This window comes from uncultured Faecalibacterium sp. (genome assembly GCF_900066275.1).
Classification (GTDB): domain Bacteria; phylum Bacillota; class Clostridia; order Oscillospirales; family Ruminococcaceae; genus Faecalibacterium; species Faecalibacterium taiwanense.
Genome location: NZ_FMFG01000011.1, coordinates 48,584 through 66,916, shown reverse-complemented (window position 1 = coordinate 66,916; position 18,333 = coordinate 48,584). Strand labels below are relative to the sequence as shown.

Below are 18,333 nucleotides of genomic sequence, written 5' to 3'. Positions count from 1 at the left end.
TCTCAGGCGGGAGCCGCAAAAGGATAGCTGCAAAGCAGCGCAAGGAAAATGCAGTTTTCCTTGGGATGGAATCGGGCTGGCGCACAAACGCCAGCTTCGATTTCATCGAGCCGTCTGCAAGACCGCAATTTCACCGGAACGGTGTATAATTGCGCCCTTTATTCTAAAGGTTTTTGGACGTTGCTGCGTTCGTGAACATCATGCACCATCTTTGCAAGTGCCAGCACGACTTCAGGCTGGCGGAACGAGATTTTCAGCAGCTCCATCACCTGATCGTTGGTGAGTTCTTCCGGCGCAATCAGAAAACTTTCCAGCATTCCGGCACGGGTACACAGCCGATGCACACGGGCCTTGCGGGTCAGCTCTGGTATCTGGTGTTCCAGAATTTTCTCCCGGTGCTGGTAGTAGCGCAGCTGCTGTTCTGCTTTGGCTTTCTCGCTGCGGAGATAGGCGAGATCGGTTTTCGGTTGGGTCAATGGCATCACGCTCCTTTTCAAAAGTTGGTTGTATTCGACATTTTTATTGGTTCGTGGTACACTACACACAATCAATGTGAATAGAGGTGACTGCGTTGCTTGCGTTATATCTAAGTGTGCTTGATGATCGAAACTTTGAAGAAGATTTTACCGAGGTGTACAATACATACAAACGGCTGGTTTACCATACCGCTTACAAAATCATGGATGATTCGTATCTGGCAGAGGATGTGCTACAAGAGGTATTTTTGTACGTTGCAAAAAATTTTTCTAAAATTCATCGAGAAAACTGTCACGAACTCGCTGCTTATCTCGTTAGTTGTAGTAGAAGCCGTGCATATGATATGCTTCGCAAACAACGAGAAGAATTGCTGGAAGATGTCCCAAACGAACCAGATGCCGCTCCGGTGCCGGATGATGCAGCAGTTAGCACCGATAACATTGAACGTCTAACAGAACTGATTGGCCAAATGAAACCGATGTACCGTGATCCGCTACGCCTTTTGGCAATGGGATATACAAACCGTGAGATTGCAAAATCGCTGGGATTAACGGATGAAGTGGTACGAACACGGCTCTTTCGAGGACGAAAACTATTATGGAAGGAGATGAACAGCCATGAGTGAGCGGACAGACATTTCATTTGATGCGGCTTTGATGATGGCACTTCGTGCAGATGCGCAAAGAGAACTGGATTCGCTTCCAACGCCAAAGCAGTTTGAGGAAATCTACCCAGATACGTCCCAATGGGACGAACGAATGACAGAGGCCTTAAAGAAGAAAAAGCACCACCCAGTGTTGAAACGAGTACTAATTGCGGCATTGACACTCGTAATGCTGACGGTTGGTGCTCTTGCGGTCAGCGCTGATTTCCGCAGGGCAGTCTATACGATGATTCAAAAATTTCTGCCCATTGAGATGCAGCTGACTTATCAGGTGGATGGCGAACCGCTGGAGTGGCTCCCGGATGGATACAGCGACCATTATGTGCCGAACGGCTTTGAAATGGACGATGTGCAGAAATTTGAGCGAGCAGAAAACTTTTTACATGTTTACTCGTCAAAAGAAACAGAGGAAAGCTACACAGTCCGTTGCTCAATTATCCAGCCAGGGCAGCAGTCCCTGTTTGATAATGAGCATACAGTGTACGAAACCGTAAAGGTCGGAGAAGCAGATGGTGTACTTGGAACCAGTACGGATGAACATGGAAAGAATGTTTATACTCTAAGTTGGGAACATCGGGGGATTACACATACCGTTATGGGAAACATTCCATACGATGAGATTATGAAAATTGCGGAAGGTATCCGTTAAGAAAGCTGGACACTTGTGAGAGTTCACAAATGTCTGGCTTTCTTTTTGTCTGAACTTACAAAGATGGAAAATTTGAAAAATTTTCTCCTGAAAATTGAAACGAAGCGAATGCGAATTGCGTTGATTATACAAAGGCTCTTGATGGGAGCAAAAAAACGGAGGTGTATGTCTATGTCGAAAAAGCGTTTGTTGTCCATTGTTGTTTCAGCGGTGATTCTCTTGAGCTTTGCCTGCACCGCAATGGCCGCTGAAAAGTCTGAACGGTATGTAGGCGATAGTACGGTCAACGGATCTATTTACCAAACATACTATCAGGTTGATGCCCAGACTCGAACTGGAGTAAAGAAAATCAGCGTTTCAGGCGTTCTCTATGAAAAGGGGACAATTGGAACATGGCAAAAAGTAAGTAGCTGCTCAAACAGCAGCACGACCTCAACCTGCATGGTGAGCAGTAGCTTTAACACTAAGCCCGGAAAATCTTATAGGCTTGAGTATTCTGCGACCTTTAGCTATTCCGATGGACGGAGCGAAACCATTACCGGAAGTACCAGTAGATAAGTGGAGTTTGTTATATATTTCAGCAAGTTAGAAAGGTGTGAGGTAATTATAAAGGCGAGACCAACGCGAGTTATCCGATACCTAGCTATAGTCGCACTGTGCTTGCTTTTGGGCTTTATGCTTGGAAGAAAAAGCAAATATGAAAAACGAGATTATTTGAAACAATTCAAAATTGGAAAAGCAACATACTCTGAATCGTTGATATATGAGGCTTATGGCGGATTGCAAAATGATGGGATAATGTTAGCGGTATACTACGATGTGGATGCAGCCAAAATTATTCATCAACTCGATTCATGGGAGAAAATTAATGATTCTCCAACCATATCTTCTATATTAAAAAATGTGTCGTCATATTTTGGATTAGATTTTGTGATTCCTGAAATTGCAAGTGGAAATTTTTTTCTTTATGATAATAGTCAGCATAAGGAACTACGCTCGGAAGCCGAAATGAATACATTGCTTTTACATTCTGAAGATGTGAATTTTAGTCTCGTTGTCTGGGATGATGAGAAGCACACAATTTATATAGTAGAGTACAGAATTTAAGGAGGTTCGTATCATTAATTCTTTCAGTGTGTTTTTTGTTTTCGATAAATACTGTGTCTTATGCTGCTAACATAAGCAGCCGTAAAGCTAGCAATCCTGTTATTCAAAGCATGAATGATAAGTATCATGTTGATTTTTCGGGAATGTCGATAGATGAATTAAATAAGTTTATCGATAAGATGAAAGATGAAGATCAAACACGTGCATCTGGAAATTTGTTAAATAATACACAGCTTGCATGGTTGGCAGCTGCGCAAATTGCACGGGATAAGGGATATGAATGTGCGGCTCTTATGGTTGAATTCTCTGTATATAATATTGACTATTCTGAGAGTGTGACGGATTCTTCGACGCCATTGCTTGACAAGTTAAACACGACAACAGTTTTTAATAATTATAAAAACAAAGTACTTAATAGTGGCTTGAAAGATTTTAGTGGAGGAAGTTGGTCTTTTACAATTCAAAAGTCTGATAATGCAGATTTATTCTATGCATTGCATAGGGTAAGCACCTCTGGAACAGGCTTCATGATTGGTAATTCTATAATGTATTACTTGATTACCGTTCATGACACATTTGATTTTGCATATGACAACAACTATGACGACTTGTTTACTACTACAGTGAACAATTGGGCTTGGTTGTGCCAGCAGACGCATGTGTTGAATCCCATAGAGATAAATCTTAGCACGGCTATTGGATAAAAAATCAGTGGTATTTATTTTTTTGCGAAAGTAAAAGTTGAAATCTAAAATAAGGATGGCTCTAACGTATGAAAAATTTTACGGAGGTGTTTCCAATGCAGAGCAACTGATGTATAAGAAATCTTGTGTATACTCTAAAAGTAAAGAAGGAAAATTAAAATAGCTAGTGAAAAAATATCTCGTAGAATTTTTTTGAAAGCAAGTGGGATTGTGGCTCTTTCTTCAATGGAGCTTAACTCTGGGCTGACTGCTTTTGCAGATAATCAAAGTGATGGAAGCAAATCTCATATCGAGAGATACCATAGATACGATTTTGATACAAAAGAAGAATCTATAGAGGAAATTATAGTTGAAACCAATTCCTTCACGGATGGAGAGACAACTGCAGGCTATTTTCCAAATGGAAAGATTTCGGATATTGATCTATCCGATCTGTATGCGATTATCGGAAGCAATGATATCACTGTTGTTGATAATCCAACGGCAACACCATATTGTAGTACGGTATGCCTACAGATAACGACCAATAATGGAGGGACAAATTATGGTTCTGGATTTATGATTGGGCCTAATGCACTTGCAACAGCAGCACATAATCTATACAGTATAAAGGAAAAAGCCTACGTTAAGTCGGTAAATGTCGCACCTGCTCGATCTGATAATAGTAAACCTTTTGGAAGCGAAAATGTATCGGCAAGTTCGATGATTGTTAGTGATTCTTATCTTGCTGGAACAAGTTCGGAGGATTGGGCGATTATTACGCTCAAGAATAATTTAGGAACGAAAACGGGATGGCTTGGGTTACATTGGCAGTCTAGCAATTATTCATCATCACAGTTGGTGTATGCTTATGGCTATCCGAGCCAAATAAATGGTGCCGATGCGAGATATCGGATGTGTAAATCTTCTGGGTATATTAGAAGTCAGACTTCAAAATATCTCAAGGGCGATTGGGATTTGACAGGTGGCTTTAGTGGTGGTCCTCTTGTAGAATATATTTCTGGAGCTGGGTATGTAGCTATCGGAATCCATAAAGATGGAAGCACAATTGATGGTTCTTCATATCCAACTTCTTATACAGGGGCATTGAGAATAACACAATCGCTTTATACGCTGTTCCTTTCATACAGAGGTTGATAAAATGAAATGCAAACGGAAGATTATGGTTGGCATAGCATTTGTGGCAGTGGTTCTCTGCATTCTATTTCAATCGAATACATTCGGAAGAAAAAAATCGGAACTTATAATTGAAGAAGTTGACCTGAAGAACAATTGTATTTATGCGACTGCAAAAAATCAATTATATGATACGGATGACAATTATATAATTTATGGCGTATCAAACTACTTGAAAGGAAATCTTCAGTTGTCGTATCTTAAAGAAGGCGAAAGCATTCTTGTGATATCAAACGGTAAGGTGTTGCTATCAGATCCGTATCAATTTGATAAAATATACAGTATTCAACTGTTGCAATAGCGTTTCATTTTCTCAATAAATAATATAAGCTATTTACAGCTGCCTCCTCTGTTAAGTGGTGGTGCAGTGCTTATTCTCAATAACGATGCGATTGATGAAAATGATAGACCTTTTTGGAATTTAGAATTTTCTCAATAATCAAGCCCCCAAAATGGCAAACTTGAAATCATCGAGAGATACATAAAATATAGGGTTAAATCGACTTTCGTGTCGAAAAAACAAGTGCTAGAAATAGCAAAATCCATTGAATTTTAGAATGACATTTATAAGAAACCAGTAGATTTGCCTGATATTTGTGATTTCTTTGACCGTTGGGCCATTGATTTTGCACTACATTGATTTTGCACTACTATGAGCAAAGGAAAAACTTAAAATAAGCAAACAACCCGCCATTTGCAGCGACTGCAAGTAGCGGGTTGTTTGGCCTATTTAGAGGTTAGTCTTTCAGTTTGCCATGGTCACAGCCAAGTGAGAGATAATGCTCAATCTCACCACTCAGCACAAGCTGGACGCACTCCAAGGGCTTGTTGTATAGTAGCCAATCAAGTTCAGCTCGCTGTGCCGGGGTATTGCCGTATTCGTCCTCGATGGCAAGGCAGTCAATGGCAATGGCAGAGCCATCAGCGAACTGGGCTTCCGCTCGGTTGGTGTCCATATTATAGTGCCAAGAACGTGCTTTTTGAGAACTATTCTGGTCAAAAATTCGATTTTGTTTCATTTGAATGCCCTCTTTGATGCTTTTATGATTTAGTTTTTTGACGAGATGAGGTCTCTTTTTTCTTTCTCTTGAGTCACCCAACCGCACTATCCTGCATCCGTTGCGCAGATGATACTGTCAACGTCTGAGCGGTGCATGAGCTTTTGCAGGATACAGTCCAGTAGAATAAAATCGTACTCCCGCTTGGCACTGTCCAGCACCTGTTTCAGCATCTTTTCCCGGTTCATGCTGTTTACCAGAGCCACCTCCAGCCCTGCCAGTTCGATATTGGCAGGGATCAGGTCAACGCCCTCTGCGTGGTGCAGAATGCCCTCACCGGGCTGAATGGGCTGGTCATTCATGGCTTTTGCCATCAGGGTGGAGAGGGTAGTGGGCAGTTCATCGGGCTGCTGCCAGCCCATGCTGATGGTCAAGCTGCCCTGCGGGTCGGTATCCACCAACAGGACTTTTTTGCCCTCCATTGCCAACCCGATGCCCAGATTTTCACAAGTGGTGCTTTTCCCAACACCGCCTTTTTGATTGGTGACTGCGATAATCGTAGCTTTCTTTGCGATAACATCACCCCGCCTTCGGTGAACCGCGCGCAAAGTCGTGGTTCGTTTTGTTCTGATAGTAGAGGTTCATGGTGGTGGGCGCATTGTAGAGCATTGCCAGCAGATACTGCTTCATGTTCCGCACCGGGGCGGTGTTTTCTGCCAGAGAATCTAGCACGAAACGGATGTGGTCAGCATTCAGCTTTTTCAGCCGACTGCGTACCACCTCGGCAGGTTTGTCATCTCCGGCAATCCGCAATATCTTGCGCTTGGTAGAGCAGGTATCCACAAGCAAGTCCACGATCTGATAGATGGTGTCCTCATCGTCCGGGCAGAGCCGGAGCAGCAGTTCCACCTCTAACGCCTGATAAAAATAATCCTCAAGCTGCTCCCGGATGCCCCCGGAATAGATAGGGTCAGGGTCATTCCACTCTGTCTTATTCTTATCAGTCTTATTTGCTTGCGGTTTTGACTGCTCCAGAATTGCGCTTTCGACAGCATCAGAATTGCGGTTTGGGCAATTCTCTACTTGCGCTTTTGGCAAGCCGGACGAAAAGTCCTTGACGTAGATCAGGCTGGGTCTGCCCAGACCACGGCGTTTGCGCTCGATGAGGTCGATGTCCTCCAGTTCCCGGAACAGCTTGACCGCTTTGTGTTCGGCACAGCAGAGAGATTCCTGCACTTCCCGGACGGTGTAAATGATATACACTCGCCCCTGATCGTCCAGCCAGCCGTTCTTGACCGACAGGCTCATGCGGTCCAGTAGGATGCCGTACAGTGTCCGGGCATCCGTGGAGAGCTGCCGGAAGCGGTGGTCTTGGAACAGTGCCTTGGGAATGCGGAAGTAGGAGAACAACTCGCCCGACTGACCGTAGAAGTAGTCGTAGCTCATGGTATTAACGGATCATCATCTCACGGTCTGCGGCACCTTTCATATACATAGCTTCTGCGATATCACATTCTGCCAGTATGACTGCGGATTCCAAATCAAGGTACTTGCGTTTCTGCTCATCGTTCAGCATCCGAAAGAACTCCCGTTCGATTGCGTCACGCTTACTTGCTGCCGGTTGGTAGCGCGGTGTTTTCAGCAGTTCCTCCCATTCAGGCTGTACCGCTTTGTTAAAATAGTTCAGCATAAAGTCTTTATCCATAGGCATCCTCCTTTTGAAATGTGTTGTGGACAAAAATAAAAGCGCAGATTCAATACTTTCTTGTTGAATCGCACTTAATTTGTGATATAATTTGTATATTACAATCGTCTTGTACGCAGAAATGTCGTAGCTAGAGTAAAAAGAGAGTTGCTATCTGAGGAGATGCGGTGCCATGAAATTTGATATGGTGACAATTAAGAATTTCCGAAATTTTGAAAACATATCGGTAGCGTTGACAAATAAAAATGTTCTTTTTGGCATGAATGATGTTGGAAAAACCAATTTCTTATATGCATTAAGATTTGTTTTTGATAAGGACATTAGGCGACAGAACTTTAATGATACAGATTATTACAAGAAACATATAGGATCTCCGATTGAAATTATTGTGACGATTGATATTAGCGATCAAGGTGATTCGGACAGTCAGAAACTCCGGGCAAAGCTAAAAGGTGCACTTCTTTCAGGGCAAAATAAAGTCTATATTAAAGTAGCAGCCTCCTACGATGAAAAAGAAATGGTTGGCGTACCTATTCTATATTGGGGTGGCGACTTGAATGAACTTGAGGAAATGAAAGTTCATGGAACTTTTTTTGAAATAGATTATGTATTCAATGTTATTTACATAGATGCATATGTGGATTTGTATGCTCTTTTCAAGAAAAATGCTAATACGCTTCTTGCAAACAATGACGAGCAAGATAGAAGTACCCTAGAAGATATTCAGCAAACTTGTAACAGTTTAAATGCACAGATTTCCAGTTTGTCTGGAATAAAAAGTTTTGAAGAAAAAATTGCTCCAGAATATAGAAAGTTTAGACATGAAGCTGTAACGGTATCTGTAAAGTCTGAAATTGCTGTAAAAGGTCTTTATTCCAATATTGTTCCCTACATCAAACAAGATGCGGATGATTCTCTATATCCCACCTCAGGTGAAGGACGCAAGAAATTATTAGTGTATTCTATTTTTGATTTGCTTTCTAAAGAGGAAGAAGATAAGAAAATCAATTTGTTTTTAATAGAAAAGCCTGAAAACCATTTGCATCGCTCTATGCAAATTGCATTATCGCATGTATTATTTTCTGAAAACAAGTATCGGTATTTATTTATAACAACACATTCACCATATGTACTGGCAGAAATGGATCAGGTGAATCTAGTTCGCATATACAATGCTGATAAAATCGTAAGCCGCAGTGTTCTCTATGTTGTTCCCGAAGAATTCAAAGAGCAGCGCAAGATGCTAAATCGTGGATTGACAGAAGCTATTTTTGCCGATAAAGTTTTGCTCGTTGAAGGACCTTCTGAAATGGTTTTATTCGGAAAAGTTCTTTCTGAAAAGAATCCATTTTATGAAGCTGATGGGATTTATATACTTTCGGTGGGGGATTTGGATTTAAGCCTTACCAATCAATATTGAACGCATTGAAAATTTATAATGTTGTGAAAACAGATAACGACTTAAGAAAGCCGCGTAACAAAGAGACATATAGCGTGTTAGGTTTTATGCGATTAAATGGTCTTATTGGTGAAACTATTCTTCCGGAAGATCCTGTAAATGAAAAGAGTGTTGCGGCAAAGCGCGAGCTATACGATAAAAATAGAGAAACATTGGATCGAATTAGAAGCAATTATTCACTCTATTTGTCGAGATGCAGTTTGGAAGAAGATTTGGATGAAGTCATTCATGATAAAATGGTTGAATACCTTCCATCAGCCGATGGAAATGTGATTGGCTATCTGCAGGAAGCAAAGAACAATCACATGGTTGAACTTGCCGAAAAACTCACCCAAAACGACTGTGAACTTATTTTTGAACACTACAATTTTGCTTGTCTAAAGAGGATTGCCGAATGATGTTATCGCCGATACAAAAAGAAATTGTTGAAACATCTGGGAACTTAATTGTTCGCGCGAGTGCTGGAACGGGAAAGACGCATACCATGGTTTCCAAAATCAAGCATGACATAGAAGAAAATCATACACACAAAGTAGTAGCCGCAATTACATTTACAATTAAGGCCGCCGCCGAAATTAAAGATCGTCTAAACATTGATGTAAGCGAGCATTTCATCGGAACCAACAATAGTTTTGCCATCGAAGAAATCATCAAGCCCTTTATGAAAGATGTCTATGGTAAAGACTATAAACTCGATATGAGTACAGACTACTCTGTGAGAGTGGGTACTCTTGATGAGGGAATAGAAATAATAAGAACGGAGCAAATCTTATGCTCATATATAAACAGCAAGAAAAATTTTATATTTCAACTGGCACTTGAAATTCTGAAAAATTCAAGTGCGTGCCAGCTATATTTGAAATCCAAATATTTCAAAATTTATGTAGATGAATATCAGGACTGCGATAAAGATATGCACGCACTGTTTATGTATCTATGTGAAACTCTGAAAATAGATACTTTCGTTGTTGGCGATGAAAAACAGTCGATTTATATGTGGAGAGGTGCATATCCTGAAGCGTTTATGAGTATTTGGACCAGAGGTGATTTCTCTAAAAAAGTTATGACGGATAATTATAGATCCTGTCAGCAGATACAAAACTATTCTAATTTGCTTTGCGATGAGACAAGACCTCTTTATAAAGAGGTCAATGATTTGTCTTCGGTAGTTATGCTATGTACTACAACTGCAAATTGGGTTTCGGCTGTAGTACCTTATTTGGACAAGAACAAAAGATGTGCTCTGTTAAGATACAGCAACGCAAATTCTGAGATTGGTGCAAAAGAACTAACAGAAAAAGGAGTAGAATTCACATATGTTCCTCAAACTCCAATCTCGGATATTACTACTGAAGCAGCATGGCTTTATAACGCTATTGCAAAGCACTTTATTCTCCCCACATATTCGGCCTACGACCTTAGAGATGAAAACCCTAATGAGGTAGTAGGAAACAAACATATTTTGCAAACCATTAAAATTTCATTGAAGCATTTGGATGAATATCTTAAGCAAGCGGATAAGGACAGCTTTGCCAAAGAAGTTGAGCAATTAGCAAATTCTTTGGGTTACTCTACAAAAGATGAGCATTGTAAAAAAGTGTATGAAACCATTTGCGATAAAAAATTTCATCCGGCATTTAATATAGATGGACTACAACGAATTGCGATTACGTTTCATTCCTCTAAAGGGTTGGAATTTGATCAGGTTATTTTGTTCGTATCCGATTATACGTTGGAAACAGAGCAAGATATTTGCAACCACTATGTTGCTGCGACACGAGCAAAGTCAAAATTAATTTTGGTACATATTAGTGATGATGGAAGGGCTGCGATATATGTTAAAAACATAAAAAAGATTTTGGCTGAGTCAAATCTAACAATGAGGAAGATAGCAACAGTTGTTGAAGGCATAAACGGTTCAAAACAGTAAGCGAAAACCACTGGCTAAGCCGATGGCTTGAGTAAGCCTTAAAAGAGTACTTTTTTCCTTAAGATATCCCATAACGTAAGAAATACTGTACTTCGAAGGGAAACTTATCAGCATATGAATATGGTCAGGGCAGACTTCTGCTTCGATAGTCTCAATACCTTTTTGCTCACACAACTGGCGGAGTATCTGGCCTATGTCCTTTTTGATTTGACCGTATATCACCATTCTCCGATATTTCGGTGCAAACACTGCATGGTACTGATATCTCCACATCATATGGCTTAAACTATCTACGTCTTTGTTATCTTTCATTTTAAAGATAAACCTCCCTGTTTCTAGAATGTGGTTGGCAAATCTGCACTCTATTTTACGGGGAGGTCTCTCTTTGTCTATGGCTAAAGCCGCTTTTATTCTACCAGCTTAGCTAGTTTCTTCACTCATGTCTCAAAAAGAAAAGCGCACTAGCCGCTAAGCCAGTGCGCTGAAATAATTTTGGTTTCTTATTCTCGCAGCAGTTCAAAAAGTTCGCCAAGAGTGCTTCCGAGCTGATCTAAAAGTTCGTTTCGCGAGGTGCATAATCCATTAGCTCTCTCGATTGCCGTATCAATATTCGGAAGAAAATAAGTATCAAATATTTTTCTCTGTATCTTTTTTCCGCCGCCCGTTTTCTCAAGCAAGTGCTTGTCTACAGTTTCATCATTGAAGTCAAGCATTTTTTCAAGTTCATCTGGATACTCAGACTTTACATCTGCAACATGAAGCAGCAGCCAAAACTCAAATCTTGGATTTGTAAGAAAGCATCGATACCCTTTCTCGTCACATTCATCGAAAATCCTTGCCATGTTCTCTGGACTGTGATTTCCGGCATCACGATCAATAACAATTCCGAAAACGTCGTTTTCTCCGTTATCAGATCCTTTGAATTTGTTAAGGAAGAGAAGGTATGTTAAATCCAACTGCTCTTCTTTCAGAAATCCCTCAAACTGCCTTTTCTCTTTTACATCGATTGTATCCGGGGCTTCTAAGTATTTATGAATAAATTCTTTATCGTAGTGTTTAAGTTCCAACTTATCAACTTCCGCAAGAAAGTCATTATTATTTCTCACTTCAAGATAATTTTCGAGCAATTCCACTACTTTTTCCGGTGAACTTGAGCTGTCTCCACGTCGTAGCACATGGATTTCGACTACTGACTTAATTCCAAGCGTTTCCCTTGATTCTCTCACAAACTCAAAATATCGTCGTTCGGTCACTTCTCCTTCAACAGAGAGAAAAACCACGCGTTTTATACTTTGGGTTTCAGGTCTCTCGAATCGATTACCTGCATTCAGTCTATGAGGAATTGACATATTAAGCCTCCTCACTTTCAATTTCTGAAATACAAGGGATTGCTCCATATCGTCCCTGAATATAGTCATTCAAAACGCTTTTATCATTTCTAGTCTTAAACTCACTTAATGAATATAACCGCGTGCTATGTTCATTGTCTCTTTCAGCAAACCATATTTCATCCTTTCGGAGCAGGTTTAAGGTCATCAGGTTTAAGTCGTGAGTCGTACAAATCATCTGGCATGCACTGCCCTCTGTTATCTCAAAATATCGCCGAACGAATTCTTCTGTCAACTTACTGTGAAAACTTCGATCCACCTCGTCAATAAGGATGACCCGTCCATCCTTAACAACTTCATACGCAGGAATCAAGTCGAATAGTCTTTGTGTGCCATCAGATTCATCATATAGGTCAAACAAATCATCTTTGTTACCATGATTCATCATAAGCTGATCTGCCATTAACTCTCCATTTTCCATAGAAATAACAAAACTTTGGTTATTCACTCCTATGGATATAGATTTTTTAGCATCTTCATCCATCGACATACGAATCTCTTCATGTTCTCGAATGTCATTCTCTATAATAGATATAAGCTGACTTCTATCTTCTTTTGGCATAAAGGACAATGCTTCTTCAAGAGATTTCTTTTCTGAAGAGATTCCCTCTATTCCAGTATCAAATCCAGCTAACATTTGCGCTAATGCTGTATTGTTTCCACTGCTATTCACAAAAAAGTTGTTTGGTTTCATAGCATGACTATATGGATATACTACAACAACTTTTAAGAACCAATTGTATACAACTTTAAGCGGCCAAAAAATAGATGTTTCATCAATATCTTTCTTAGCAAATTCACTTAAAAACAACTTACTAGCAGTAATATCGGTTTTGTATACTTCATACCTCATGCCATCTTTTGAACTTGCAGGAAACTTCAAGCCTGTTTTCGTTGTACCTTCTTCTATATCTCTTTCAAAGAAGCAGACTTCCTTGTCATCAGTAACGTCATAGAGCCACTCTGCCTGAAATTCTCTCTTAAGATAGTCAATAGAAAATCCATAAGAATAGAATCGATTATTTGCAGCAATCTCTATCTGGAATACGCCCGGTCGTTTACTATAAGATGGATCTATTCGGAAATATCGATCACGGCTTCTTCCACTTTTAGAATCGCCTGTAGTCACAAGTTGCCTCATAAAGTCAACAGCATGGATAAAATTTGATTTACCTGCTGCATTTGCACCAAAAATAAAGCTACTCTTCAAAAGTCGATTAGTTCCTATCGAAACAATATGAGACGGATGTCTGGAGCTTTTTCCTGCCGCCATAGAAAAAATTTGCCGTTCCTTAAACGACATATAGTTTTCAACAGAAAAACGAATAAGCATAATCATCTTCCCTCCTTCAAATCATATTATACACAGTTTTTTCGTAATCTTCAATCGAATTTTCGAAATTCACACATGTTTTCAGCCGCTGTGTGACGATCAAATCGTTCTTTGTTTCCATAGGCAGGTATCGCCCGATCTTCGTTCTGTGAATGCTGGTTCCAGAATGCTATCGTCCCCATAATGGATTGCTTTGTGTGTCCGGTCGGATAATCTTTCCATTTCGGATAACCCAATCTGTAATCTCGTGGTCAGGAACACCGAGGTCACATCCCATGTCCCGAACAATAATTTTGTCACGGAACATTCGCCATTCTCTGGACTGGTAGAAGTCTTGGTTTAGATAGCGGTCAAATCCGAATGTATCATGCCGGACAGTGCCATGCAGTTGCAAATAATGGAACCGGTCTTCAAAGGTCGCATACTGGCTAAGCTCAGAATAAGTTCTGTGGTTCGTCGTCATCTACTATGCCGCCGTATTCATACATTGCTTGGATAGTGTAGCACAAAGTATAGACATCCTCCTTTTTTGAAATGTTGTGTGGACAAAAACAAAAACGCAGCTTCCATTCTTTTCGAGTGAAAGTTGCGCTTTTACGATACATCGTATTTTATTGTAAATTGGGATGTGATACATCTGAACCCCATGTGAGCTATATCTCAAGGGCCTGTAGCTCACTTGTCCGCCAACCATATTACGCCCCAAACTGCATCGTCTCGAAAATCCGCGGCTTGGAGATCATACTTGTGAGCGAGAAAGGTCGTTTGGATGGCAGAACATTTTATATAGACGAACATACGTTGATTTTTCTTTTCTCGCAGTGCATAAGGTGTGCACAAAAGCGAGACTGTTGGGAGAGCGTTCGGTTCGCATCCGAGAGGTCAAGGGTTCGAATCCCTCTAGGTCCACTTTTAGCAGCAGTGTAATTTTAACGCTGCTGCTTTTCTTTTGTGTGCACATAAGTCAAACGCTGGCTTTGGGACCTAGAGGGATTCGAACAGCACAGCCCTGCCGCAGGCAGGGCAAGCAACAGCCCAGTGCAACGGCGACGACCGCAGCCAGTGGCTGAAACAGGGAGGAGCTGTTGGGGCCGCGTTCTGATTTTTCAAAGCCCCGCCAAGGGGCTGCGGAAAAATCAGCTAACGCAACTCGTCGCTGTTGCTTAGTGCGCGGGTCCCGACCAGTAGGAATGTCTACCGGGGAGATTTTCTTTTTTGCCGCATCGTTTTATACGATGCGACGTTTTTTATGCCTAAAAAACTTTGGCAGACCGTGCCGGGCTCCGAACCCTGAAGTCGGATGCGAACCGGGTAGGGTCATCCATGGGGATGTCGTCCTTTTCGACCTGTCCCTTTGTCGAAACACGGTACAAAAAAGCACTTTCCCTTATATTTGCATGCGTACTCTTGTCAATCTATAACTTGATGCCAAATATAAAAAGTGCATCTGCAAACAAAACGAAAGACCGCGCCGTAAACGGAACACAGCTTACGCAATGCCGTCGCATATACAACGGCGACTTTTGCGTTGCAAAAAGCTTGTTGGGGTGGATTGCCCCAAACCCCTTTGTTCTGCATTTCCCAATGCAGGCTGCACCTCCCTGCAGGATGCTTTTGAGGGTGTCAATCAGTACATCCTAAAACAAAAGCCGCCCGAAGGCGGCAGGATACATCACGGAAGCAAATATGAACGCGGCTCAGGGCCATCAGAACAGATCCAGCATGTTGTCCAGATAAATTTCTTCCCGGACGCGCAGCTGATACTCAGGCTTTGTCATGTAGTAAAGCAGAAATTCCAGTATCAACGCGCTGCCCAGTCCCCGCCCCTCGATCTTGAAGTTGGAAAAGCCGCCGGGCAGATAAACTTTGCGGATATCCCCGGCCCCGATGAAGCCGGGGTTTTCCATTGCCTTTGAAAAACGATAGCCCTGCTGTGCGCCCGGCGCTGTGCAGCGGTGGTCCGGGCAGTCCTCGCCCAGATTTTTGCGGCTGACATTCTCGTAGCAGTGCTTTCTGTCCCGGCAGCCGTACCAGCAGCATTCGTTGCACAGAAATTCCACCTTGTCCTTCTGATCCTGCGGCATGGTATCCAGCTCTGCAAACGACTTGTTCAGGCGGAAATCCGGCACAACATAGCGGAACTCTTCCCGTTCCGTCTCTCTGCGGAGCTGTTGAAAATCTGTAAGGACCTTTGTTGTGGAGGACACGAAATAAAGGCCCGGATACTGCCTTTTCAGGTAGTCCAGCAGCAGGTCCGAATGGACGATGACACCATTCTGCACGCGGTTTTCTTTTTCAAACAGCGCACAGAGGGCATTGCATTTCCGGTCTGCAAGGTGCTCTTTCCGGAGCAGCGAATTGCTGAAGGTGAGCCGGGCCGATATGCCATATTCCTGCATCAGTGCAAGCACCCGGTGCGGCTGTGCATCGCCAAAGCCAGTGCGGCCCCCGCCCCAGATGCAGTCGGCCGGTGCACCGTAGACCGAACCGATCTCGCACCAGTCGTAAAAATATTCCCTGTGTTCACGGAACAGCGGCAGAAACACACGGTACAGTTCATAAAATTCAAACAGTCCCGGAAGATGATAATATGCCGTGCCGCGTTCGTGCTGTGCCATTGCCGTGTGTGTTCCTCATTTCTGTAAGTTTCAGCTTTCCTGCAGCAGCTTTTGCGCTGCACCCGGAGATCTTTTTGTCAGTATAGCACAGTCCTGCCAGGAAAGAAATCATCTTCCTCTTGACCTTGAGCGCACTCCAAGTTTTATCATGTGCATGCTGGTGATCTTATCTCTCCCATTATATTCCTTTCTCTGCGAAAGAACAAGAAGTATCTTCATGTCTGACATGAAAAAACAGATTTTTGATCTTCCTTACCGCTCCTGAAAGAACGAGACGAGCTTTGCCCAGCTTTCGCGCCTTGCTTTACAGCACAGCGCCTGTTCTGTCAAGAGATGAAACGTTTTTCGTGCATTGCGAAAAATGTTTCGGTTCACATGCTCTGCGGCTCGATCTTCACCGCTCTGCCGCCCAGGTTTTCGTAAATGCGGTGGGAGACTGAGAGCACCGTGCGGCCTGCAGAGGCGCGGCGCAGTGCTTCCAGCACACGGGCTTCCGTTTCAGCGTCCAGATTTGCCGTGACCTCGTCCAGCAAAAGCACAGCCGGGTCCGCCGCCGCAGCGCGGGCAATGGACAGCAGCTGCCACTCGCCCTGCGAAAACATGCCATCGCTGCAAACGGTGTCGCAGCCTTCCGGCAGGGCCTGAATGGCTTCGTCAATGCCCGCAAGCTTTGCCGCATTCCGTGCCATCTCTGCAGTGATCTGCGGATCGCCCAGCGTGATCTGCTCCAGCACGGTGCCCGGCACACGGGAGAAATGCTGCTCCACGCAGCCGATGCAGGTGCGGCGCTCGCGGTCGGTGATGCGTGCCACATCCACACCGCCAATGGTAACAGAGCCCGCCTGCGGCTGGTACAGGCCCAGCAGAAGCTTGAACACCGTGCTCTTGCCCGCACCGGTGCGGCCCACCAGCGTGACCTGCCCGCCCTGCTTTACCGTCATGGAGAAATCACTCAGGACGGGCTTTTCGCCATAGCCGAAGGTCACATGCGCAAGCTCCACATCCCCGCGCGCAGCGGTCCGGCGCTCGGCAGGGATCGTGCGTTCCGGCTGAGCGAGAAAGGCATCGATGCGCTTGACACCCGCCATGGCCGACTGGATGGTTTGGATCTCCATGCCAAGGCTTTCAATGGGAGCAAAAATGCGGGAAATGTAGTTGATGATCGCCACCGAGGTACCCACCGACATCCCAAAGAATGTAAGCACCATGGCATTGCCGGAAGCGGAAAGCAGCATCACGATGCCTGCCACCACCGCGTTCAGCGCCAGCACCACCGGCGAATAGATGGCATCGTAAAAATTGGTGCGCTCCATAGCGGCGTAGCTCTCGCCGATGCAGCGGTCATAGCGGCGTTCCCTATAGCTTTCCAGCCCCAGTGCCCGGATGGTGCGGATGTTGTGCAGCGTCTCCGGCATCTGACCGGAGACAGCCGCAACGGCACTGCGGTTATCCAGTTGTGCGGCCAGCATCCGCTTTTGCACATGGCGGGTGAACACCGCAAACAGCGGCAGCACCAGCAGCAGCACCAGCGCAATGCCGGTGTTTTTTACCGCGATGACCGCCATGATGGAAATGATGCGGCAGGCATCTGCCGCCATGCTGATGATGCCGGAGGTGAACAGCGCTTCCACCGTGTCCACATCGCCGGAAAAGCGTGCCGCCACCTCGCCGGGGTTCTGGCCTGCCAGCGTGCTGGCGGGCAGCCGGGTAAGCTTCCGGGACATTTCCGACCGCAGCGCGTGGGTCATTTTCTGGCCAAAGAGCACCAGCAGGCTTTCCTGCGCGGAGGAAAGCCCCCCTTCCAGCGCCAGACTGCCAAAGTAAAGCAGCACTGCTGCAATAGTGAGCGGGATGCCTGCGGTGAGCCGGTCAATGATACCGGCCAGCAGCAGCGGCGGCAGCAGTGATGCCACCACCGATGCCGCCACGCACAGGATGGTGCCCGCCGTGAGCAGATGATGCGACATGGCGGCCATGCGGATGGTTTCAAATACGCCGTTATCCTTTTTACTCTTCATCCAGATCGCCTTCTTTCTGCACCGTCTGGCTCTCGTACAGCTGGCGGTACAGCGGAACCGTTTCCATCAGCTGGGCATGGGTACCAACGGTGGTTTTACCGCCGTCC

The 18,333-nt window shown here is 43.9% G+C and carries 17 protein-coding genes and 2 pseudogenes; 9 read left to right on the top strand and 10 right to left on the bottom strand.

The window, feature by feature from the left end; all coding sequences use genetic code 11:
* Positions 1–158 precede the first annotated feature (158 nt).
* Complete coding sequence (locus tag QZL71_RS06010; protein ID WP_055191833.1) at positions 159–482, bottom strand: DUF3847 domain-containing protein; 324 nt, start codon at positions 480–482, stop codon at positions 159–161.
* 80 nt (positions 483–562) lie between these two features.
* Here QZL71_RS06010 and QZL71_RS06005 point away from each other — a divergent pair, with 80 nt between their 5' ends.
* From QZL71_RS06005 to QZL71_RS05980, 6 genes are all read left to right on the top strand, one after another.
* Complete coding sequence (locus QZL71_RS06005; RefSeq protein ID WP_223383315.1) at positions 563–1,102, top strand: RNA polymerase sigma factor; 540 nt, start codon at positions 563–565, stop codon at positions 1,100–1,102.
* On the top strand, positions 1,095–1,790 hold the full coding sequence (locus tag QZL71_RS06000) for a DUF4367 domain-containing protein (protein ID WP_005924698.1): 696 nt from the start codon (positions 1,095–1,097) through the stop codon (positions 1,788–1,790). The genes QZL71_RS06005 and QZL71_RS06000 overlap by 8 nt, the downstream gene beginning before the upstream one ends.
* 171 nt (positions 1,791–1,961) lie before the next feature.
* Positions 1,962–2,348 (top strand): hypothetical protein, encoded by a 387-nt coding sequence (locus tag QZL71_RS05995; protein ID WP_223383317.1) that lies wholly within the window; start codon positions 1,962–1,964, stop codon positions 2,346–2,348.
* A 156-nt stretch (positions 2,349–2,504) separates the two neighbouring features.
* A complete protein-coding gene (locus tag QZL71_RS05990) occupies positions 2,505–2,897 on the top strand; it encodes a hypothetical protein (protein WP_223383318.1) in 393 nt (130 codons plus the stop codon).
* Between the two features lie 53 nt (positions 2,898–2,950).
* Positions 2,951–3,601 (top strand): hypothetical protein, encoded by a 651-nt coding sequence (locus QZL71_RS05985; RefSeq protein WP_243005575.1) that lies wholly within the window; start codon positions 2,951–2,953, stop codon positions 3,599–3,601.
* A 210-nt stretch (positions 3,602–3,811) separates the two neighbouring features.
* Complete coding sequence (locus QZL71_RS05980) at positions 3,812–4,738, top strand: trypsin-like serine peptidase (protein WP_005924705.1); 927 nt, start codon at positions 3,812–3,814, stop codon at positions 4,736–4,738.
* A 776-nt stretch (positions 4,739–5,514) separates the two neighbouring features.
* On the opposite strand, the gene QZL71_RS05975 is transcribed toward QZL71_RS05980, so the two are convergent.
* From QZL71_RS05975 to QZL71_RS05960, 4 genes and pseudogenes are all read right to left on the bottom strand, one after another.
* Entirely contained in the window at positions 5,515–5,796 is a 282-nt protein-coding gene (locus QZL71_RS05975; protein ID WP_015536560.1) for a DUF6061 family protein, read from the bottom strand.
* A gap of 152 nt (positions 5,797–5,948) precedes the next feature.
* Positions 5,949–6,350 (bottom strand): annotated as a pseudogene (locus QZL71_RS05970) (AAA family ATPase); the annotation flags it as partial.
* 4 nt (positions 6,351–6,354) lie between these two features.
* Positions 6,355–7,221 (bottom strand): DUF6017 domain-containing protein, encoded by an 867-nt coding sequence (locus QZL71_RS05965; protein ID WP_294648279.1) that lies wholly within the window; start codon positions 7,219–7,221, stop codon positions 6,355–6,357.
* 4 nt (positions 7,222–7,225) lie between these two features.
* Entirely contained in the window at positions 7,226–7,480 is a 255-nt protein-coding gene (locus QZL71_RS05960) for a hypothetical protein (RefSeq protein WP_117554527.1), read from the bottom strand.
* Positions 7,481–7,652: 172 nt separating this feature from the next.
* Here QZL71_RS05960 and QZL71_RS05955 point away from each other — a divergent pair, with 172 nt between their 5' ends.
* The 3 genes from QZL71_RS05955 (at position 7,653) to QZL71_RS05945 (ending at position 10,869) form a co-directional block, all read left to right on the top strand.
* Positions 7,653–8,900 (top strand): ATP-dependent nuclease, encoded by a 1,248-nt coding sequence (locus tag QZL71_RS05955; protein ID WP_294648277.1) that lies wholly within the window; start codon positions 7,653–7,655, stop codon positions 8,898–8,900.
* 74 nt (positions 8,901–8,974) lie between these two features.
* Positions 8,975–9,337 (top strand): hypothetical protein, encoded by a 363-nt coding sequence (locus QZL71_RS05950; protein ID WP_294648275.1) that lies wholly within the window; start codon positions 8,975–8,977, stop codon positions 9,335–9,337.
* The gene (locus tag QZL71_RS05945; RefSeq protein WP_294648273.1) at positions 9,334–10,869 is read left to right on the top strand and encodes a UvrD-helicase domain-containing protein; all 1,536 of its coding nucleotides are present in this window, start codon (positions 9,334–9,336) and stop codon (positions 10,867–10,869) included. The genes QZL71_RS05950 and QZL71_RS05945 overlap by 4 nt, the downstream gene beginning before the upstream one ends.
* A 39-nt stretch (positions 10,870–10,908) precedes the next feature.
* Here the strand turns inward: QZL71_RS05945 and tnpA are convergent.
* The 5 genes and pseudogenes from tnpA to QZL71_RS05920 all read right to left on the bottom strand — a co-directional run.
* Positions 10,909–11,181, bottom strand: a pseudogene (gene tnpA / locus QZL71_RS05940) (IS200/IS605 family transposase); the annotation flags it as partial.
* A 188-nt stretch (positions 11,182–11,369) separates the two neighbouring features.
* Positions 11,370–12,218 carry an RloB domain-containing protein gene (locus QZL71_RS05935; protein WP_294648271.1) on the bottom strand — a complete coding sequence of 283 codons (849 nt, stop codon included), beginning with the start codon at positions 12,216–12,218 and terminating at the stop codon, positions 11,370–11,372.
* 1 nt (position 12,219) lies between these two features.
* A complete protein-coding gene (locus QZL71_RS05930; protein ID WP_294648269.1) occupies positions 12,220–13,596 on the bottom strand; it encodes an AAA family ATPase in 1,377 nt (458 codons plus the stop codon).
* Between the two features lie 1,700 nt (positions 13,597–15,296).
* The gene (locus tag QZL71_RS05925) at positions 15,297–16,208 is read right to left on the bottom strand and encodes a hypothetical protein (RefSeq protein ID WP_294648267.1); all 912 of its coding nucleotides are present in this window, start codon (positions 16,206–16,208) and stop codon (positions 15,297–15,299) included.
* A 371-nt stretch (positions 16,209–16,579) separates the two neighbouring features.
* Positions 16,580–18,226 (bottom strand): ABC transporter ATP-binding protein, encoded by a 1,647-nt coding sequence (locus QZL71_RS05920; RefSeq protein WP_294648265.1) that lies wholly within the window; start codon positions 18,224–18,226, stop codon positions 16,580–16,582.
* Between the last annotated feature and the right edge of the window lie 107 nt (positions 18,227–18,333).